Annotated in this window: 15 protein-coding genes; 4 read left to right on the top strand and 11 right to left on the bottom strand. The window is 47.8% G+C overall.

The features are described from left to right. Positions 1-45: 45 nt before the first annotated feature. Positions 46-624, bottom strand: a complete 579-nt coding sequence (locus BM210_RS09975; protein ID WP_177237735.1) for a TetR/AcrR family transcriptional regulator — start codon at positions 622-624, stop codon at positions 46-48. 221 nt (positions 625-845) lie between these two features. Between BM210_RS09975 and BM210_RS09970 the strand changes: the two genes are divergently transcribed. Next, complete coding sequence (locus BM210_RS09970; protein ID WP_091167481.1) at positions 846-1544, top strand: pirin family protein; 699 nt, start codon at positions 846-848, stop codon at positions 1542-1544. A gap of 22 nt (positions 1545-1566) precedes the next feature. Then, complete coding sequence (locus tag BM210_RS09965; protein WP_091167479.1) at positions 1567-1917, top strand: hypothetical protein; 351 nt, start codon at positions 1567-1569, stop codon at positions 1915-1917. A 197-nt stretch (positions 1918-2114) separates the two neighbouring features. Here BM210_RS09965 and BM210_RS09960 read toward each other — a convergent pair whose 3' ends face one another. From BM210_RS09960 to BM210_RS09930, 7 genes are all read right to left on the bottom strand, one after another. Continuing rightward, positions 2115-5207, bottom strand: coding sequence for an AAA family ATPase (locus tag BM210_RS09960; protein WP_091167478.1), 3093 nt, complete (start codon positions 5205-5207; stop codon positions 2115-2117). Next, positions 5204-6361 carry an exonuclease SbcCD subunit D gene (locus tag BM210_RS09955; RefSeq protein ID WP_091167476.1) on the bottom strand — a complete coding sequence of 386 codons (1158 nt, stop codon included), beginning with the start codon at positions 6359-6361 and terminating at the stop codon, positions 5204-5206. Before BM210_RS09955 ends, BM210_RS09960 begins: the two co-directional genes overlap by 4 nt. 89 nt (positions 6362-6450) lie before the next feature. Next, a complete protein-coding gene (locus BM210_RS09950; protein ID WP_091167475.1) occupies positions 6451-7146 on the bottom strand; it encodes a response regulator transcription factor in 696 nt (231 codons plus the stop codon). A 219-nt stretch (positions 7147-7365) separates the two neighbouring features. Next, complete coding sequence (locus BM210_RS09945) at positions 7366-8280, bottom strand: N-acetylmuramoyl-L-alanine amidase family protein (RefSeq protein ID WP_177237734.1); 915 nt, start codon at positions 8278-8280, stop codon at positions 7366-7368. Between the two features lie 60 nt (positions 8281-8340). Continuing rightward, on the bottom strand, positions 8341-9705 hold the full coding sequence (locus BM210_RS09940) for an MATE family efflux transporter (protein ID WP_091167472.1): 1365 nt from the start codon (positions 9703-9705) through the stop codon (positions 8341-8343). Between the two features lie 156 nt (positions 9706-9861). Next, positions 9862-11799 (bottom strand): DUF2334 domain-containing protein, encoded by a 1938-nt coding sequence (locus tag BM210_RS09935; RefSeq protein ID WP_091167470.1) that lies wholly within the window; start codon positions 11797-11799, stop codon positions 9862-9864. 227 nt (positions 11800-12026) lie between these two features. After that, entirely contained in the window at positions 12027-15233 is a 3207-nt protein-coding gene (locus BM210_RS09930) for a beta-galactosidase (RefSeq protein ID WP_091167468.1), read from the bottom strand. 108 nt (positions 15234-15341) lie between these two features. Here BM210_RS09930 and BM210_RS09925 point away from each other — a divergent pair, with 108 nt between their 5' ends. Beyond that, the gene (locus BM210_RS09925; RefSeq protein WP_091167467.1) at positions 15342-16481 is read left to right on the top strand and encodes a LacI family DNA-binding transcriptional regulator; all 1140 of its coding nucleotides are present in this window, start codon (positions 15342-15344) and stop codon (positions 16479-16481) included. A 45-nt stretch (positions 16482-16526) separates the two neighbouring features. Here BM210_RS09925 and BM210_RS09920 read toward each other — a convergent pair whose 3' ends face one another. Further along, positions 16527-17297 carry a class I SAM-dependent methyltransferase gene (locus BM210_RS09920; protein WP_091167465.1) on the bottom strand — a complete coding sequence of 257 codons (771 nt, stop codon included), beginning with the start codon at positions 17295-17297 and terminating at the stop codon, positions 16527-16529. 418 nt (positions 17298-17715) lie between these two features. Between BM210_RS09920 and BM210_RS09915 the strand changes: the two genes are divergently transcribed. Further along, positions 17716-19254 (top strand): PAS domain-containing sensor histidine kinase, encoded by a 1539-nt coding sequence (locus tag BM210_RS09915; RefSeq protein ID WP_091167463.1) that lies wholly within the window; start codon positions 17716-17718, stop codon positions 19252-19254. A gap of 49 nt (positions 19255-19303) precedes the next feature. On the opposite strand, the gene BM210_RS09910 is transcribed toward BM210_RS09915, so the two are convergent. Together BM210_RS09910 and BM210_RS09905 are read right to left on the bottom strand one after the other, a co-directional pair. Further along, positions 19304-19648 carry a hypothetical protein gene (locus BM210_RS09910; RefSeq protein WP_177237733.1) on the bottom strand — a complete coding sequence of 115 codons (345 nt, stop codon included), beginning with the start codon at positions 19646-19648 and terminating at the stop codon, positions 19304-19306. A gap of 307 nt (positions 19649-19955) precedes the next feature. Then, complete coding sequence (locus BM210_RS09905) at positions 19956-21848, bottom strand: PrkA family serine protein kinase (protein WP_091167462.1); 1893 nt, start codon at positions 21846-21848, stop codon at positions 19956-19958. Between the last annotated feature and the right edge of the window lie 289 nt (positions 21849-22137).

Raw genomic sequence — 22137 nt, 5'->3', positions numbered from 1 at the left:
GCGTGAGACCTCCTCAATTTTGCACACGTCTAACCTCATCACAAATTACTTCTGGAATGCGGTGACCATAAAACGGAATATATCCTGCATTTGGGGCGTATACTGATCATCTGCGATCATTTGGCTCACTCGTAGCCCATATGACAGCGTCACAAACATAGAGGCAAAAACCTTCACATCCACATGAGCTGGAATAGCTCCATGCTCTTGCCCGATCATAATCCATGTTTCTGTAAGCTCCATCAGGCTTCGGCGCAGCTCCTTTAATATCGCGGCGATATTCGGCTTGTGCTGTTGGCTCAACAAATAGATGAATATAGAATTGCTTACTCCCCTTTCCGCCATCGACGACACAATCGCTTGTATCGCAGGTCGAATATCACTGTCTACCGACTGCTTAACCGCTTCATGAAACTGATGATTAACAGCCGTCATGTAGCTTTCAAGTATTTTCCCAAAAAGCTCATCCTTACTCTTTACATAGTGGTAAATGGCTCCCTTTGACAATCCAGTACGATCCATAATCATCTGAAGCGTCGTTTGCTGGCAGCCCATTTCTTTAATCAACTGTTCAGTCACGGATAAAATTTGTGATAAGGTTTGTTGGTCCAATTTGTGTTCCATATTAAGCTCCTTCATTCTCAGGGTATCCTGCAGTTGAAAATATGTTAACATACCGACCGTCGGTCTGTAAATACTTTTAAGACAAAAAAAGGAAAAATAAAATTAATCATGAATGCTAGCCTTCTTCAAGTTACTCATTATTTACTTGTAAAAAGTAATATGGTATATTAATTATAGTTAATAAGTCTCATCACTTTGATTGTTCAAAGGAGCCTTCAGTTATGATAAATGTATACCCTGCTTCCTCTCGTTATTCGGCTGACCACGGTTGGTTACAAAGTAATTTCAGCTTTTCATTTGGTGAATTCTATGACCCGCTTAATACTCAATTTGGTCCATTGCGTGTATTTAATGATGATATTGTCCAAGGTGGACGCGGCTTTGGAGCTCATCCTCATCGGGAAATGGAGATCGTTTCCGTTGTGTTGAAGGGACAGCTCAAGCATGAAGACAGCACCGGACAATCGGCTGTGACTACTTTTGGGGAAGTGCAGAGAATGTCTGCGGGTACGGGCATTATTCATTCCGAGGTTAATCCGGGTGTTGAGGACGTCCATATTTTGCAGATCTGGTTTACACCGAATGTAAGCGGTCTGACGCCCTCCTACGAAACGAGCAGCTATGACACAAGTGCTATACGCAATGAGCTGCTGCCGATCGTATCCCATCAATCCGGGGAAGGTATTGCCCATATCCATCAGGATTTGACGATGTATCTCTCGGAGCTTGCGCCAGGTAAGACACTCGAATTTGCCCAAGAGCCAGGCCGGCGCATTTATGTGATGGTAATCGAGGGTGACTTGATCTTGAACGGTGAATCCAGACTCGCCAAGCGTGACGCTGCCCGTATCGAGCAAACCTCTGAGTTGACTCTCCGCACAGATAGCGGCGCCTTGCTGCTACTGATCGACTTACCTTAATAGAAGGGTGTGAATAGACGTTATGTCCGAATCGATACACAAAACACTGCTGATCAAGCATGTGACCAGTCGTATGCTGCTGGATTCTAGAGTGCGCGGTAACACGTTTAACCTGAGCGCCTGCGAGAAGGGCTGGCAGCTTGTCGTAGAAGACGTCGATGCCGGTGTGATGCAGACCATTCAAGAGGAATTGGCCAATTTAAACCTGTTTTATTTTGAAGAGCTCGAGGAAGCGCAGGGACGCTCCATTCGTAAATGGTGGCTTTATGATACGGTGCTTCCAGAGCTTGTCACTGACGAGACAGCCCGCCAGCTTACGCTTATCGTGAATACCCGTACAGGCTACAGCAACGAGCATGTATCTAAACAATAAGATGATCATTTCTGCCTGCTTCAAACATCATACATGATGAAGATACGCTTTCTCTTTAGAAACCAATAAACCTTCAGGATCACCTGACTTGAGCTGTCTCTGTAAGAAGTAGACTTTATGACAAAGTAAACTTCGTTCGGAGTTCAGTCCAGCTCAACAAGTGAAAACTGAAGGTTTATTTGAGTATGCTTATTACATCATTTCAAAATCAGCTCGACGCGGCTGTAGCCCTCTCGCGACTTCGTGACCTCCAATATCGCGGGAAACGAAGCTTTGATCTCCGCAACGTGGGAAATGACGCCGATCATCCGGCCCATGCGCTGCAAATCAATAAGCGTTTCGATTGCTTTGTTCAGTGATTCCTCATCCAGTGTGCCAAAGCCTTCATCAATAAACATCATTTCAATCAAAATCCCGCCTTGGTTAGCTTGAATCACATCCGTCATGCCCAGCGCCAGACAAAGCGAAGCATTAAACTTCTCGCCACCGGACAAAGTTTTGACATCACGGTTCTGCCCTGTATAAGAATCGAACACATCCAGCCCCAAACCGCTCGCTTTGTTATGCTTCTCCACCCGTTCGCTGCGCATCAGCTCGAACTGGCCATTAGACAAGCTGTGCAATCGCAGATTGGCCGCATGAAGGATTTGTTCGAAGAACTCGATCAAAATATATCGTTCAAACGATATCCTTAGTGAGTTATCGCCCTTTAATACCTGATAAATATCGACGACCTCGCCATAGCTGCGCTCCGCCTCAATCAGCTTCCCACTCGTCTGCTCGACCGTCAGCTTTAGGCTGCCAGCTGTCTGCATGCAGGTCCGTGCGTCCTGATAAAGCGCCGCGGCTTGCTCAAGCTGCTGCTTTAATGCCGCTAACCGCTCGAATAACAGCTCCAGATCAGCGCGTTCCTTACCGGACAGTTCCTGCTCCAGATCAGAGATCGCTTGCAGCAGCGATGACATCGCGGTTTGGAACTGCTGCAGCTGCTCTTTCATCATGGAGCGGCTGCTTTCCGACAGCTTGGCAGCTTGATAAGCTGCTTCGTTATCAAAACCGCTCTTCGCCAGCTCCAACCCAAATCGGCTAGTCATCACTTCACAGTGCTGAGCTGCCTCTTGTAATTGCAGCTCCATCTGTACACGTGTCGCCTGCTCCTGCGCCCACTTCATTTGCAGCTGACTGTGACGCTCCTGAGCCTGTTTCCAGACTGCCATCATCGCTTCAACCTGCTTAGACTGCTCCTGCAGCTTGGCTCTCAGGCTTGGGTAGGAACGAAGCTCATGCTCAATAGGTTCCAAATCCCTGACTAGAGCTGCCTGCTTTAAGGAACGATCCAAGGTAATTTTACCCAGCTGATCCGTAATCACATGCTTGTCATTGCTCAGCTGATCCGATCGAATTTGGATGGACTCTAATGCCACTTTAAGCTGCTTGAGCTGCTCCGCTTGCTTCCCTAAGGCATCGGTTTCTTCCTTCAGGCTTTTTCCTTCCCCTACAAGCTGCTGATATGCTTCGTTAATATTGTCAAAATAGACGCCTATTTGCGTCAGATCCGCTTGCTTGTCTGAGAGCCCAGCATTCGCCGCAGCAACCTGAGCTTCCGCTTTGCTGTATTCCTCTCTTGCTGCATGAAGCTGCTTTTTGGCCGCATCCAGCTGAGCACGGGTAGGAATCGCCGACTCTGGCTGTGCTTTATCCGGATGCTCCGTGCTTCCGCATACCGGACATGGCTTACCGTCATGCAAATGCTCTGCCAGAAGCCCCGCCTGACCTTCAATCCATAAGGCCTCCAGCCTGTCATGCTGGGCCAGTTCGCTGGCAAGCTTCGCCTGACCTTCCTGCTGCAGCTTGAAGCATTCCTCCAATTGAAGACGAAGTCGAAGCATATCCTTCATCTTGCCTGCATGATCCCGCAGCTCATTCAAGCGGGTCAGCTTCTCCGGCAGTGTATCGACCGCGTGGTCCAGCACCTTGATCTGCCCGGCAAGCTGCTGCTTCTCTGCAGCTGCCTGTGCCCAAGCTGCATCCGTCCCAGCCAGCTTGGCCGCAGCGGCCTTCTCCTCAGCCTCCAGCTGGACAATCGACGCATGACGTTCATGCAGCGATCTCACAATTGGCTCCATATCCTGCAGGCGCTGCAGAGCCTGCTCCGCAGCTTTACGTTCTCCGTCACGAGCTTGCTCGGCATGAAGCTTCTGTTCCGCGTCCTGTAAGGCTAGTGCGGCACTCTCGACTTCAGCCGCCTTGTGCTTGAGCTTGCTTGTCAGCACGAGCAGCTGCTCGCCGGCTCTGAGGCTCTGCTCCTCATAAGGCTCCAGCGCCGCTGCCTTTTCGGCCATCCCTAATCGCTGCTTATCGCGCTCGATATCCGCCTGACGACCTTCCAAATGCTCAAGCGATTTTTGCTTATTCACTAGGTCCGCAAAGCGTTCGTTCAGCGCAGCAGCTTTATGATAAGCTTCCGTGTCCTGCTGTACCTGCTGTTCGAGCGCTGCTTTGTTTGCAGCAGCCTGTTCAACAACGGAGGTATAATAGCTGATCTCTGCTTCCAGCGCCTGCAGCAGCTGCACGATATTCTGCTTGTCCTGCTGCAGCGTCAATGTGAGCGCACTTTCCTCGCGGATTGGCAGGGAAACGGACATTTGCCGGACTGTAAATTCCAGCTCGGTTCGCAGGCGATCAGCAGCCTCCTTGTTCTCACGTACCTGCTGCTTGAAGCGGTCCTCCACCTTTTGATAAAGCTCTGTACGGAATATCCGGCGGAGAATTTCCTCTTTATTTTCTGTGTCCGAGGTCAGCAGCTTGCGAAATTCGCCCTGGGGCAGCATGACAATCTGGCTGAATTGATCCTTGGTCAATCCGATGATTTGCTGCAGCTTCGTGTTAATATCCTTGATCGTAAATCGGTCCACGCAGGGAACTGCTTGTCCCCCGCTGATTTCATACAATTCCGCAGTTGGCGGCGTTTCGTTCTTGTTGCTGCCTTTCCGATACGCAAGCTGGCGGACGACCCGATAAGAGCTTGAGCCGATAGCAAAATCAAACTCCACCGTAGTCGGTGTCTGATCATCGGCAAAATGACTGCGAAGCATCCGGGTTTCATACCGGTCTTCACCGCTCGCCGTATCATACAGTGCATAACAAATCGCATCAAATATCGTCGTTTTCCCTGCCCCTGTATTGCCCGAGATCACAAATAAGCGATGATGCTCCATCCGACTGAAATCTATCGTTTCCTTATGTTTATAGGGCCCAAGGGCTGTCATCGTTAAACGCAGCGGTCTCATTCCGATTCCTCCCCTGCAACTGCATCCGCATATACACGCTGAAATAACAGGCGTTTCTCATCCGAGAGCGGATTGCCTCTGACCTGATCATAGAATGCAGCGAACAAAGCAGCCGGATCGCGCTGCTTCCGCTCCTGCTGCTTTTCTTCTTCTGGCCTTTCAGACGTATTCAAGCCACGTGTCCATTTGCGCTCCACATGCATCGCATTCGGGTAAACGGTACGCACCTTTTCCATCGGAAACAGCACTGGATTTTCATTTAACAGCGTAACGAATACATAATCCTCGTTCACTGGATGATGCTCGATTTCCTCTATGCTTGCCTCAATCCGCCGCAGATCCCGCTTCGGATAAAAGCTTCTTTTGTCTATGCTTACTTGTCCTTGTCCGTCGAGTTCTACCATATAATAACCTTTCTGATGATGCTCTTCGGATATGGAATACTTCAGCGGAGAGCCCGCATAGCGTATCTTCTCATGCCGCACATAATGGGCTTGATGCAAATGGCCAAGCGCAGTGTAGTGAAAGGGTGCAAAATAATCGGCATGCACATATTCCGCGCCCCCAATGGACAACGGTCTTTCGGACTCACTCGTGTTTTCCTGTTGTTCTCCATACGGGGTCACGAAGGCATGGCCTACGAACACATGACGGGCAGTTGGGTTCATACCGGCGGTGATTCTAGCAATGATCGCTTTTGCCGCATCATCATGCGTTTTTATACTTTCGTCGGCAAGCTGGTAACGAATCTGCGCAGGGTCTGCATAGGGAACAAGATGGAAATGCACCTCGCCGTGTTCATCGCTTAATACTACCGGCTTACCCTTAAGCTGGCCTGATAGATGCAGGCCTTGCCCTTCCATCATTGTCGTTGCAAAATCAAGCCGGTCCGGGCTATCATGATTTCCTGAAATCGCCAAAACTGGCGTGTTCAACCCGATCACGATACGCTCCAGCAGCTCATCCAGCAGCTCTACAGCCTCCGTGGGAGGAACGGCACGATCATACAAATCACCTGCAATAATTACCGCATCCGGTCGCTCAGCCTCTACGGTATCCATCAATTGCTGCAGCACGAATTTTTGATCATCGGTCATATAGATGCCTTGGACCAGCTTGCCAAGATGCCAATCCGCCGTATGTATGAATTTCAAGGTGATTCCCTCCTGTTCAAATGCTTGGATATTTAGAAATGATCAGCCTGACATCGTAAAATGAATACTACATCTCAAGCTGGTTCCATTCATGATGCATTAAATTTATAACCCACTCCGTGGACATTAATAATAAATTCCGGATTTGCTGGGTCTGGCTCTATCTTCTTCCGAAGATTGCTGATATGTACAATTAACGTACGAGTGTCGTTGTAGCTTTTCTGCCCCCATATTTCGCGGAACAGCTCCTCATGAGTGAATATTTTTCCGGGGCGGCTGCCCAAATACCTCAACAGCTCAAACTCTTTTTTGACAAGGTTTACAGCAGTCCCATTCACAGATACATGGCGGTTTAGTAAATCCATATATAAACCTTTGTATTGAATTTTCTCAACCCTGTTCGATGGGCTTCCTAACAAAAAAGGGCGACGCAGATGCGCTTCTACCCGTGCAACCAGCTCATTTGGGCTGAAAGGCTTCGTCATATAATCATCACCGCCAACGCCAAGACCTACGATTTTGTCATGCTCCTCCATCATGCAACTCAAAAAAAGCACCGGTACCGAGGAAACCTTACGAATCTCTTTACACACCTCGAAACCGTTCCTGCCTGGTAGGAGCACATCCAAAATGATCAAATCCGGCTGGACCGCCTCCAACATAGCAATCCCCTCATCGCCATGCTCTGCCAAGGCAACCTCGTATTGATTTCTTTGCAAATATAACTGAATAATATTGCGAATCTCCGGATCATCTTCAATAACCAAAATTGTCTGCTCTGCCACGACTCATCCGCTCCATCCAACACATTATGTCATACACGTGGCATTCTCTCATACTACTACGATAGACAAATGCCGTTCCAAGGTCAAGCAGTATGTACTGGAAACGCTGATGAGATCTCCACACATTCACATATCCCTTGAAAAAGACATCTTACTTCATACTCTGCTCCAAACCAATCTACGTGTTCCTCACATTGAAACTGCTAATCTACTAAACTACTAATCTTCCTTGTTATTCATGTAGGTATCGATCCCGTCGGCTATCGCATCCACCATCCGCTGCTGATATTCAGGATCGGACAGCAGATTATCCTCTGCCGGATTCGTCATAAATCCTAATTCAATCAATACTACAGGCACCTTCGACCAGTTAAACCCGGATAAGTCGCTACGGGCCACCATCCCTCTGGATGCAGCATCTGTTCCGGCTTTCAGCGCTTCAAGAATCGATTCTGCTGCCTTTTTGCTTGTCGGTTGAATGCTCTGCGTTGACCTTACTCCTGCATCCGGGTACAAGACCGAATAGCCTTTGGCTTTGGGCGAATCATTCCCGTCAGCATGGATACGGACTGCAAGCTGCGCGTTCGCTGCGTTCGCCATCTCCGCTCTCTCGACGTTGCTGATATCGACATCATGATCCTCACGGGTCATCTGCACCTCGAATCCCCGAGCGATCAGCACCTCCTTTAACAACACAGCGACTTCCAGATTCAGCACATATTCCGGCTTTCCTGTAGCAACGCCTCTTGTACCTCCGGTAACCTTTGCTTTCTTTTCCTTGGAGTCAGGCGATACCGGCTCCTGCTGCGAATTCCCTTTACGTTGATGGCCTGGGTCCAGGTAGATAAGTCCTCGCGAAATAGACGCTGGCTCGGGGGTTTCTGCCAACTGCTGCGGAACAGTGGAGGACGCCTCTGGTGAATTCGTATTTGCAGTCTGAGCTTGCGTGGACGAGCCGTTCAATGTCAGGCTTGTACCCATAGATGGGGGTGCCGTCGATGGGACAGCTTGAACAGCAGGAACCTGCGCCGACTCTTCCTTGGAACGGTCAGGCAGTTGGGTATAAGCTATAACCATGGATACAACGCCAAATGCCAACAACGTGATAATTCCGCTTGTTTGCAGCTTACTCACAATATTCATCTCCATTCAATATTTGTAAATGCCTAGCTCTCATCGGCACTATGATTTTGACTAATGATTACTGGCACTCCCTGACTCAGCTTGCTTCATGGTCACACCATGCCAGTCGGTTCGATAGAAACGAAGCACACACGCAAGCGCGAACAGGAAGAGGAATACATACAGCGAAATCCACGCACCCATACTTCCCCAATTCAACACAAAGATCAATACATAAGCACCGGGGATAAAAATCACCCAATTCAAAATGAGCGAGATACGAAGTAGAAACGTGGTATCCCCGATCCCCCGAAGACCACCCGCGTAATAATTGAGCAAGCCATCGAACAGCTGTAAAAAAGCGGATACCGTGATCAATTGGGCTGCCAGCCTATACACATTAAATTCGTCTGTATACAGTAGGGCAATTGGTTCGGCAAAAATAAACTCGGCAAGACCCAGCACAAACAGGAAAATACTACCCAGTACTGCCACATCAGTCGCCATGCGTCTTGCTTTAAATGGGGCACCTCGCCCGATTTCCTGACCGACCAATATGGTTGCTGTCGCCCCAAAGCCAAAAGCAGGCATGAAACCAAGCCCCATCACGTTCAACGCAATCTCATTTGCTGCCAGCGCGTCCGTTCCAAGTCTCGTAACATACATCGTAAATACAAACATAGCCGCACTCATTGCCAGCTCCTGCGTGCCAAGCTTACCACTTTCTCCAATAATAAGCCGGGCTTCCGTACCACTCATCCTCACACGTCGGCGTGTGCCGAAGCGACCATGCATCCGTACCAGATAAACATACATACTGCCGGCCAGACATAAAGCCTCACCCAAAAAAACAGCCATCCCCGCTCCTTCCAGTCCCAGCTTAGGAAACCCCAACTGGCCGTAAGTCAGCGTATAAGTAAAAAAAATCATCGTGACATTCGATAGGATCGTCATCACCATAGGAGTACGTGTATCCCCAACACCACGAAAAAAACCATGAAATACAAAACTAATCATAAAACAAGCCACCGCAAACAAACGATAGCGTAAATAGATAGATCCCGTGTCGACCAGCTCCTGGGAGCTGCCCATCAGCTGCAGGATCCCACTTGGTGCGACAATACCAAGCGTTGCAATACAGATGGCTGCAAGCAGAGCTACATAAAGTGCAATATACGTTCGCTCTACAGCCTGTTTGATCTGCCCTGCCCCATAATTTTGCGCGACCAGGTAATTCACGGAATGACCAAAGCCGGAGCAAATGGCCCAGGCATTATAGGCAATAATATTGGATACGCCTACGGCGGCAATCACGAGTGCCCCCATGGAGCCCACCATAATCAGGTTAATCGTTCCCGTAACGGTTCCTGAGGCAAAAGAAATAATCGAAGGAAGCGCAAGCGCTAAAATCATTTTCCAATTTTTCGTAAAACCCATATTTCCAGTTCTCCTTGATAAAAGTTGTGTGAGTCAGACCCTCCTCATTGTGCCCCATATCGGATTGCTATTCAAGAAACTTATTTTATAGGAAAAGAAGCCCTTGGCATCTGCATCCAAGAGCCGTTCTCAAATTAATCAAATTGATAATTATGCCTACGGACGGTGCAGCTGCAGGTCTCTGCTCTCGAAGGAAAGTGCGGTATCCATAAAACCTTCCTCGCGATTGAACAAAGCCAAGTCACTTTTACCATTTCCATCCAAATCCTTTACGACCAATTTGGAGCCTGGTCTACCCCATGGGCCAAAAGAAGACAGCAGCGAATATCCGCCTTCCTTGTTATTCAAATAGACGGTAAAACGTCCGGTTTCCGCATTCCAGCGCAACACGTCTTCGCGTCCATCTCCATTAAAATCACCAAACCTCAGTACGCCATCCTCATTGGGAATGCCCAGCTCTTGCTTATTTTGCTTCCATTCCATGGTCGTGAGGTCTGCATTCCATTGAATCCCCTTAGCAGCACCAGACCTTGAAGAGAATAGGCCAAACCCGCCATTATCCAGCTTACGAGGCTGCAGTTCAGCTGTGAGCTCATTATTAAATGTATACGGTTTGATCGGTTTCACTAAACCTTTACTCACCACATAGCCAAACAGCTGCAAACGGTCCGTTGTCAGGCCAGCTACGACTACATCACCATCTGTCTGAGGCAGAACAAATAGATTTGCACAGCTGCGCGGTTCTGTCTTCCAGCTGTTTGTCAGCGAGAAACGCTGTCCGTCCGAACTAAAACGCTCAAGCATGCCTGATGGCTGCAAGATCCACAAACTGCTGATGTCCTCCTTGCTGCTGCTGCCAAGCGCCGCTGCTGCACCAGCTTTATAAGCAACATTCGCCCAAAGAGCTGGAGAGCCCTGCGGTTCATTGCGCATTCCATTATAGGAGCCAGGCGTTACGGTAATGGACCCACTTTTCGTATCCCATCGGATTAGATCCGCTTGACCATCACCGGTTACATCCCCAAGCATCATTTTTTCCTTGTCCTGCTGTGCAGAAGAGCTTAACTTCACACTGTGAGCAGGCGTAAACGGAACATAGTCCTGTATAGAAAAGAACGAATAGTGTTTCGCCTTCAAACCGAGAACGAGCTTCTGAAGCAAGCTTTTGTCCTGACTTAAATAATGATATTCAGGTAAACCATCACGCAGGATGCTCTCTCCCGTCTCATCCACAACCGGAGCCAAATATTTGAATTCCAGAAAAGGATGGAAAAAGAACGAAGCTACAATATTCGATTTGCCTACACGATCCAAAATCAGCTTTTCGTCCTTATTTGAAGGAATATAATCAAATGGAGTAGGTACATATGCAGCCCCCAGAGAGGATTGGCCATACCCGCTGTTACGCTCTGTTACATATTGGGCAACCGGCGTATTGCGGTTTGTCTGCACATCAGCCTGGTAATTCAGGCCAAAATAATTACGAAACAATTTATCCTGCTCAGGAGTTGACCGATAATGCGGTGCTTCCCAAAAACGCGGTTTGAGTCCCGCTTTTTTAAAAATGTCCAGTCCAGCCTGCAATCTCGGTTCAGCAAAGGCGGCACTCATCGTTTCCTCGGAGCCCGGATTGTTGAACTCATTCCCAATTCCTGAATCCTGATGTCCGTCATCACGGCGAACATTGCCAACTTGGTGCGTGTATCCATGCATACCAAGTGTAGCTCCGTCAGCGATCGCATCCTTCAACACCTTCTGATAAGCGGCTACGTAAGGATTATCCGTTTGATCCAGTGAAACGTCATAATGGCTTCCATCCGCAGGCATACTGATCCAACGTGGAATGACGGCTAGATGATACACAACCTGCTGATCACGTAAATATTCAAGCACGGTTCGAAGCTTACCCAGCTGTTCCAGCGTTTCATACTGTCCGCCCGGGCCGATATCTTCAAGCCTCATAAGCACAAAACGCGGGGTGCTGGCTTCCCCTTCTACCGTGATAATTTCATAAGCCAAGAACATTGTAATTATCACAACAGCAGACAAGGCATATTTCAGCCATTTGAATTTAAACAGCATGGTCATCGTCATTCAAGCTCCCCTCTAGCTGCTATCCCAAAACTAATAAAACGCTTACATCAGATTATTCTATGATGATGGGTGTACTACGATGATTGTAGCAGATTTTTTGTGCCGCGAACATCATTTTCTTTTAAAAAATAGGGACAAGGTCCTGGTAAAGAACCCTATCCCTATTGTTGTAAAAAAGGCCTGAAATCCTTGCTGAAAAAGTCTCAGCTTATCTACAGAAAAGCGTGCTACAAGCTTGTCACTGTAACTTCTTCCGGTCTGTAGACAGCAGTGATCTCGCCTTTCAGATTAGCTGCAAACATAACCGTCCGCTCACTTTCCACGGCAAAAGCATAGCTAACACCGGTAACAGGGTCCTTGACCCTAATATCCATATCGATCGCATACTCCGAGACAAAGATATACAATGCGCCCTCACGGAAGCTAAGCTTGCGACCATACAAGCCCGGACAATCGCCGCCCAGCTGCCATTCCAGCTCCTCTGAAACTCCGGATGCTGCTAACGCCAGCTTATACAGCTCTTCCAAAGGCTCGTTACGGTCATTCAGCTCCACAGGCAACGGGCACCAGATCAACCGGCCTTTTCCAAGCTGCACATCTGTTAGCTTATTGCTGCCTATAGTTCCTTTCATACTTGCCCCTTGACTGTCATTCCCTGCTGGCGGCAGAAGTGGTCTTTGCTTATTGGCATCTGCAATCCGAGCTCCACCGAATGAAACCGGCAGCTTTCGTCCGTTGATCTCCAGCAGCTCTTCACGCAGCAGGTTAGTGACAATTGTTGGGCCGACCTCAGCCGTTAGTCGGGCAATTGGACGCCAATAATCGTCCAGACCAACAGGACCTGTAATGAGCAGCACGCCACCTTGTTCAGAAATATGAGCAATCAGCCTATCCCATGCATCCGTACTGAAGTTGTGCGCGCTGGGCACGATAATCAGCTTAGGCGCCCATTCCGTCAAAGAGTCCAAATGATATTCGCTCAACCCTCGTGCGTGTACATTCAAATTGTACGACAGCGTGCGGACCAGCTTCGTCGTAGCTTCATAAGCCAGCTTACGATTTGAAAAATCGTTTGAATATGGAAAAACTACAGCTGTTTCCTCCAGCTTCCGTTCAACAAACAAGTCACGAATCGATTCCATAAAATGTCCAAAATCATACGATACGCCCGCTTCCGGCTTCTCCGTTCCATCTGCCCGCAGTGCTCCAATATTGGACTCATTAATATTATTCATATAAAAGTTCGTGTTCCAGATCCACTGTACCGCTCCCGCACCGCCTGTGGAGAAAGCATAAGCATATTTTCGCTCCAAAATGTTGCGCAGCTCTGCTTCATTCCGCTTTGCTCGTCCATCCGGCGTTTCCACGTACATAATGCCTGTTTCCTGAATCAGGTTCGGTTTGTCAGCCGCTTTGGTAAAGACACCATCCCATACGAGATCATCCATTTTCCACCAAGAATGCACAGTCGTATAATCTACTGCTTCTGCATAGAAAAAAGGAGATGGGCGCTGCGCTCCGAGACCCTCATCCTGCCCGACCGTAACCAACTGCTTCGGTTGAATGGAGCGGATCGTCTTAATTAATTTAGCAGCCCATTCATTGTGCATGTCCATCGTAAATAAGGTGTAGTCGAGCCATGGTCCGCCTTTTTTCGCAAGATTTTCTGTCGTTCTAAAATTGATATCATTCGGCTCAGGCAGCTGCGCAGCTTCAAAAGCAGGCAGCTCATCAGGCGTCATATTCCAACGTTCCTGAAGCAAGCGGACGGAACCGTGACGTTCCTTCAACCAATGGACAAAAGCTTTACGCTCAAAGGGATCTTGGCAAGAACGGGGCCCGGAGAACAAACGACGCGGATCAAACATCGACGGCTCATTAATCAAGTCCCAATGTACATTTGTTGATTCTTTATGGCGCGACACGATTGCCGCAATAAACCGTTTCTGTGCCTCTACACTGCGCGGATCCAGATAAGGGTTCACACCATCCCAGGTTTCGGGAGTAAATGCGAAGAAGTTAAAGGTAACTTCCAGATCATATCGTTTGGCCGTCAGTATAAAAGCATCAATAGCCCGCAGCACTTCCTCATAAGGATGACCGTCGACGAACATCACACTGCGCCAGGCTGTCCAAATACCGGTGCGCAGCATATTGATGCCCGCTCGTTTCATCTGTGCCATATCGCGATCCCATACAGCTACATTTGGCATGAACAGGAATTTTCTAGCCACATCTGAGGTCATATAGGTCATACCGACCACAGGCAGCGGACGGCCGTTTTTCCAAAAGTAATCACGGTCCACGCTGATCATTTCACCCTGCTGCAGCCATTCCGTATCCATTCCCCAGAAGCCTTGACGCAGTCGGCGGGTCTCTCCATCCGTGGATACCGCCTCGCATTCCACAATATAAAAGCCCGTCTCCACCGGAATCGGCAGGCTGTTGCGGACAAAACCCAGCTCATGTGAAGCCAACTGCTTCGTTTCACCCTGCCAAACAGTGGTAAACTGATCGTCCTTGTATGAAAAGCTTGGGTCCGCTATCATCCCCGTACTGTTATTCGCCTTCTTCAGCTTTAAGGTAAACGTCCACTCCGCATTAGCACCGCTTCTGCTGCCAAGCTTTTGCAGCTGCAAGCTGGTCGTTACTTTATCACCTGGCTCGTAGGAGGCGTAATTCGTCTTCAGCCATAGCTCGGTGACACCAAGCGATGTGTAACGACTCCATTCCAGCAACGCGTCTATACCTGCACCATCGTGCCAGAATGCGGGACTCAACTGCTGATTAACCAGAATCCAGCGTCCACCAGTGAAGGCTCCCTTCGTATTTTCGATCAGGACAGCGGGGGCTGCCGCTTCCCTACTCACCTTGCCTTCGGTTACGCCCAACATCAACGGTACGATGTGGGCATCCATAGGCCCGCTTGATCCCAGCTGTCCAGGCTGATCATCCACCTTGGTTACATGGAGCACCAGTCCATATGTGGGTTCAACTGTGAACAAGTCGATTTTATCAGCGAACAAGGGAATATCCATGTTCGCTGTCAATTTGGCTATGGGAGACGGATCGATTGCAATGGCTTCATGGATATTCAATTGCTGGTGGTAACCGGTTTGCTCAGGTTCTTCTATCCACAATGAGGTGTTTGAACCATCCTCGGATCCTGCGAATACGGGCACCTTGAATGGAGCTCCCCCCAGATGCACAAGACCCTTTCCCTGCCGAAGATGCTCAAGAATACCCGTCCATGCTGCCTTGGGCATATAGGGCCCATGCAAATGAATCAAAGTATCGGCTTGAGTTAAATGCTCCGCAAGCTCATACGCATCCGCAATAATCGCATGCTTGCCAAGCTGCTCCAAAGCCGCAGCATCAGGGCGCGCTCCTGCATAAGGAAAGCTTTGATCGTAAAAAACGACTGATTTACTCATCCACTTAACCTCCATCTATTTTGTTAGGTTTGTTAGGCTCACAGGCTGTTTTCCGTGACTCACTTTAATGGTATGATGAGGTTTAGTCAATTGATTTTGTAAGAGGGGATGATTCCTTTATCTAGCCAGCATGCCAAAATAACGATGCAGCTTATTGCTGATCGATTGGGTGTTTCCAAGTATACGGTGTCACAAGCTTTATCCGGCAAGATTGGCGTAAGTGAAACGACCAGACGTGAAGTGGAGGCTATGGCAAGGGCACTCGGATATCGGATAAAGACCGACAAAAGAAGTGCCTCCCTTCTGCCAAACGATACAGCATCTGAGGCTGTCTCTGGCTTGCCTTCTGCTGCAGATTTATTATGTGATGGTGACATGACCCATACTGATGCTGCTTCTGCTTATGTGGCGATATGGGCTCATGATAAACAGCGAGACGAGATCAGCTTTTGGTCACGCGTACTTAACGGCGTCATCCTTGGCTGCAAAGGCAATGGCTGGCAGACACAGGTGCTCTCGCCCGGCAAGCTGATGACGGACAACCCCATGACTTCTCCACTCGCGGCTATATCCAGTCCGACCTGCTTAGGATCTATTGTGTTGGGGACTCTTCCGATAACCTCACTGAATAAGCTCGTTCAGCTGCATAGAGCGGATGCGCCGGTTATTCTTGTTGATCATGAGGAACCGCTTATTCGTGCCGATTGTATATTGAATGCCAATCTGGAGGCTGCCCGATTGGCTTGCCGCCGGATGTTGTCTCAGGGCTGTAAGCGGATTGTATTTGTGGGGAAGGATCCCTATTCGGTTAGCTTTCAGGAAAGATGGTGGGGCTGTCGCCAAGCACTGGACGAGCACTCCCATCGAATGGAAGGCTGCTCATTAAGAAAATGGACCATTTCTTATGGGCAGCCCACATGGGAGCAGCAGTTGACCAAACGTGTTGGGTCGCTTCCGTCCGAAGAGCTGCCGGATGGCTTTATTTGCGCTAATGATGAAATTGCGCTCAAGCTGATGAAGCTGCTGCAGGAGCACTCGATACCTGTGCCATCCAGATGTAAGATCATCGGTATCGATAATATCGACGCCAGTGCCTGCTCCATACCTCCACTGACTACAGTGGAACTGGCCAAGGAGCTGCTGGGCACCAGAGCCGTGGAGGCCTTGTTACGTAATCTGGCTCATCCCAGTGTACATACGGAAAAGGTCATTTTGTCCGCTCGACTGATTGTACGGGGATCAGGTTAAACTTCTCCTAATGTTTCTGCTTCGTGGGATCATTCACAGCTTTAGCTAATTCACAGCTGCTGCAAACCGCAATCTGCGATAATCCGCGATCCACTGTTCACCATCAAACAAGTGCGCATACAGCAGCTGTTCACAGCGCACATAAGCTTCCTCCCGTTGCATCACGTCAAGCTTGGCGAAGAACATACCCGCGAACGCGTCCAGCCAATGCCTAAGCCCGTTCACACCTCCATCCAGCGGGGTCGGCCTGTCGTAATGCTCCATGGACCGAACCTCGAAGCCATGCTTCTCCAGCAGGGAGCTATATGCTCCGATTGCCGGAAAGTACCAGGGATTAAGCTTTCCTGCATCAATACCCAATGTGCCAAGAACCTCTGATATAGCCTGAACTATCGCACCGATATTACCTTTGCCTCCAAACTCGGCAACGAACCGTCCATGATCCCGCAGCGCCAGTCTGACCGACTCAATCACACGCTCGGGCTCCGTCATCCAATGCAGCGCTGCGTTGGAGAAAACAGCGTCAAAAGGCTCAACAACACGAAAAGAATGACCGTCAGCCACTTCAAAGCCTAGTGCAGGATACTTGGTTCTCGCTTGGGCAATCATCTCTTCTGAACCATCAATTCCCCTACAGTCTGCTCCTAGCTGAACAATCTCATTAACCAGCTCGCCAGTCCCGCAGCCCAAGTCCAATATCCGTTCATTTTGCTTCGGCGCCAGCAGTCCAACGACTCCTTTTCCAAGACGCGATACATAGCTCATATTGTTGTCGTAATGATCTGCATCCCATTTTCCTTCTGACTGCTTATTCATCCTACATCAACTCCTTTTTTATAATTATGAGGCTAGAAGCTTGATAAGTGAAATATATTAAATCGATTATACATATAGTTATTACCTATAAACGTTTCTTTCTATATAAAATGATCCTAAGAAACACACATGATTTCCATATTACAGCTAAGCTGTATATTATTGATTACGCCTTGCAGCAAATTTTCGACGTATTGCCGACATTACGCATGGCTTCATCACGTATTGTTCAGTTTTTTAAAAAATTCCATTTACTTATGAAAACGAGTAGCTATATAATGGATTCATTATTCGTTGTGATTTCAATCCACTTTAGATTTAGGACAACTCTTCGATTACACCTCGAATTCCTTCTTGCCGACTACAATATCGAAAATGCTAAACCTTTTGTGAAACGATGCAGGCAGGTGAAAAAAATATGCAGAAAATCCCAGTCACACGTGATGGAAAACGAGGCTCCGATATTTTGATCGTCCAATCTGACGAGGTGGTCAAACTGGAGCAAATCAAGGACAAGGAATTCGTTATTCATACGGCTACCGATAAATTTTATTGGACTGCCTCGCTTGAAGCTTTTGAAGAAGCTATGTATGAAGATGGCTTCCGGCTTATCGATCAAATGAATGTGGTTAATATGAACCATGTTATCGAATATGATGTCAAAAAAGCGGTTGTACATTTGAAGCCCGAGAATGAGAAGTCTTCCAAATCTGCATCTGCCGCATGGGTGCATAAAGATCACATTATTAATGTGCAAAGCATGCTCGGTGAATTGAAAAAGCTGCACAATAGCAATAACCCGGATGAATTCCAGGATGATATATTCGAAACCATTCTTGCGCAGGAGGAGGACAGTCGTTTTGTCCGCTCTTATGCCATGATTCAGGCCATATATGAACGAAAAAAAGCTGAGAAGCAATTGGAGCAAAGTGAGCGTCGATACAAATCATTATTCCAGAATAACCCTGATCCTATCTGTTCTTTTGATAGCCAAGGGAATTGTACCAGCGCGAATCCCGCTATCTTCTCCATAACCGGCTATTCCGAAATCGAGTTATTGAACAAATCGATTCATCATCTGATTATTCCTGAGCATCTGGATCGTTGGCATGAACAGTTTACTGGAACGATGAGCGGAGAAACCCACCAATATGAGATTAGCTTTTTGCACAAAGATGGTGGTATTGTCGAACTGAGCATACTGAACGTACCTATTGTAGTCAACGGTCAGATGAGCGGCGTGTACATGATTGGCAAAGATATCAGTGAGCGCAAGCGCGCTGAGGAAATGCTGATCCGCTCTGAGAAGCTTTCGATTGTTGGTCAATTGGCCGCTGGTGTGGCTCATGAAATTCGAAATCCGTTAACCTCTTTAAAGGGCTTCGTTCAATTGATGCAGTCCAAAATCTCAGGATATGAATCCTATTTCGAAATCATGCAGGACGAGCTGGAGCGTATCAACTTTATCGTCAGTGAATTTCTTGTCATTGCGAAGCCTCAGTCGGTTGCATATCAGCCTAAGGATTTAAGGGTCATTTTGCAAAATACGATTGTTCTGGTAGGCTCACAGGCAGCGCTTCACAATGTCAATCTATCCACAGAGGCCTCAGCCAACCTGTCCTTAATCAATTGTGATGAAAATCAGATTAAACAGGTATTTATAAATATACTGAACAACTCCATTGAATCGATGAGTGAAGGCGGCCATATTCTTATTGATTTGCAAATGAAAGAAACGGATCAAATTATGATCCGCTTTACTGACCAAGGCTGCGGCATTCCAGAGGAGCGCATTCCAAGACTCGGTGAGCCTTTTTATACGACAAAGGAAAGAGGAACAGGCCTTGGACTGATGGTCACATTCAAAATCATCGAAAATCATGGGGGAAAACTACGGATCACAAGCGAGATCGGCGTTGGCACCACTGTTGAAATCACGATGCCTGCCATTTTATAAACATGGATTGCCCAACCAAGTTTGATCATCGTTTACTCGATAACTCTGCTTAATACACATTTCCTGGGTAAGTCGGATATGCAGGATACGGATACGGGTATGGATACGGCTGATAAGGATATGGATACGGATAAGGGTAGTAGGGTGAATACCCCGTCAATGCTAGCGGCAGCAGCAGCGAGTTATTGAAACCTCCGTTAAAGCCATTTCCATGGAATCCACCTCCACCATGAAAGCCACCGCCATGGTATCCACCTCCAACATGTCCGCCTCCACCATGTCCGCCTCCATGAAAGCCACCACCTACGGGCTCACGTGAAATAGCAGCTGTAGGCAGAATTTCGCTTTGAAGCTGTTGCAGATTCTGCTCCTGTGTTCCATTTTGATTAGTCATTTTAACTCTCCCTTATCCATTTGGAATGGCGATTCTCACAGTACATCATATGTACATTCGCCTATAAGGTGAGTTTGAAAAGGAAAATGGGCGCTAAAACAATTACTCTTATGCGGATTACGAAAACCATTGTGGTTACATTATGCAGCAAAGAGATACGCATATGAACGTCTCCTTTAATATGCGAACCTATGCGCAGTCTAGCATCTGCGGCACGCCCTCAATATTTAATACAAATAACCAGCTCCCTCCGTGTCCTCCTAGGGACAACGGTGGGACTGGTTCTCTGCATCCTATCCAACAATTTTTATCGATTTAACAAGCTGCCCACATAGCGCAGCAGCTCATTCGCTGACGAAACGGTATAACCATGCTCGTCAACCAGCCTGCTGATCACTTCGTTAATTCGTTTCAGCTGCAATTCATCTGGTGTTTTCGTCGAAGTTGTAATTTTCACAATATCCTTCAGATCGGTAAATAGCTTCTTCTCGATGGCTTCACGAAGACGTTCATGACTACTGTAGTCAAAACGATGGCCCTTACGAGAATAGGAGGACATGCGGATTAGGATCTCTTCGCGGAATGCCTTTTTGGCATTCTCGGAAATACCGATTTGCTCTTCGATCGATCGCATCAGCCTTTCATCCGGGTCCATTTCCTCGCCGGTCATCGGGTCCTTCACTTTCCCCCAATTGCAATAGGATTCAATATTGTCGAGATAATTGTTGAACAAGGTTTTGGCCGATTCCTCGAATGAATATACAAAAGCCTTTTGGACTTCTTTTTTGGCCAAATCGTCATATTCCTTGCGGGCTACCGAAATGAAATTCAAATAACGCTCTCTTTCTTCCTTTGTAATCGACGGATGCTGATCCAATCCATCCTTCAATGCACGAAGCACATCAAGCGCATTAATGAATTGCAGCCCCTGACGAATCAAAGCACTGGAAATCCGATTAATGACATACCTTGGATCAATGCCTGACATTCCTTCCTCCAAATACTCATTCTGCATTTCCTTAAGATCAGCTTCCTTGTACCCCTCAACCTCCTCGCCATCGTACATCCGCATTTTTTTAACCAAATCCATACCTTGTTTTTTCGATTCCTTAAGCCGGGTCAAGATGGAAAAAATCGCCGCTGCGCGCAAAGAGTGCGGGGCAATATGAATATGGGCCATGTCGCTTTGCCCTATCAGCTTTTCATAAATTTTAATTTCATCCGATACCTTCAAATTGTATGGAATCGGCATGACGATCATCCTCGACTGCAGGGCTTCGTTTTTCTTGTTCGCAATAAACGATTTGTATTCCGATTCATTCGTATGGGCAATAATCAATTCGTCGGCAGAGATCAGAGCGAAGCGCCCAGCCTTGAAGTTCCCCTCCTGTGTCAGCGATAGTAAATTCCATAAAAACTTCTCGTCACACTTCAGCATTTCCTGGAACTCCATAATCCCGCGATTTGCTTTGTTCAGCTCTCCGTCAAACCGGTAGGCACGCGGATCAGATTCAGAACCGAACTCCGTTATGGTTGAAAAGTCGATGCTGCCCGTCAAGTCGGCAATATCCTGTGATTTGGGATCCGATGGGCTGAACGTGCCAATTCCTGTACGGCTTTCCTCAGAAATGAACACCCGTTCGACCAGCACATCCTCGATCCGACCTTGATACTCCGTTCGCAGTCTCATTTGGCAGGATGGGCATAGACTCCCTTCGATCTTCACTCCGAGCTCCTGCTCCACCTCAAAGCGCAGCTGCTGTGGAATCAAATGCAGCGGTTCTTCATGCATCGGGCAGCCTTTGATGGCAAAGACCGCTCCCTCCTCGGTTCGTGAGAATTGCTCCAAGCCCCGCTTGAGCAGCGTCACAATCGTTGATTTGCCTCCGCTCACCGGACCCATCAGCAGCAGAATCCGTTTCCGCACATCCAGACGCCTTGCCGCGGAATGGAAATACTCTTCCACAAGCTTTTCTATCGCATGGTCAAGGCCAAAAATGTCCTGATCAAAAAAGCGGTACCGCTTTTTGGTCTCGTCCCCGAATCCCTGAGCAGCCAGCATGCGATAAACTCTGCTATGGGCAGTCATAGCCAAGTAAGGCCTTTGACGAACCATCTCAATATATTCGGCAAACGTTCCCGTCCATGCCAATCGGTCAATTTCCGTGCGATGGTCCGAAATTTTTTTGAATATGTCCATGGGTTAACCTCCTAAGAGTTTTCCGAAGGAAAACTGACTTCGTAAGCATGTGCCGAGTTTTCCGAAGGAAAACTGACTTCGCAAGCATAAACCATTTTACCGATTAAAAGCTGACTTCTTTCGTTAGAGACGTCGCCTGTGCGGTACCATCAAAATTGAAGTGTAATAAATAAGTATGCAATGAATGGGGATAAGTTGACCTAAAATTTTAGACAAAAAATTCAATTATTGAAAAGTGGCCCTGCACTATGATTACAACAAGTCATCCATTCCAACTAATCAATCTGTG

This window comes from Paenibacillus sp. 1_12, from assembly GCF_900114475.1.
Classification (GTDB): Bacteria; Bacillota; Bacilli; order Paenibacillales; family NBRC-103111; genus Paenibacillus_S.
The sequence above is the reverse complement of the archived record's forward strand: the minus strand, read 5'-3'. Positions and strand labels throughout refer to the sequence as shown.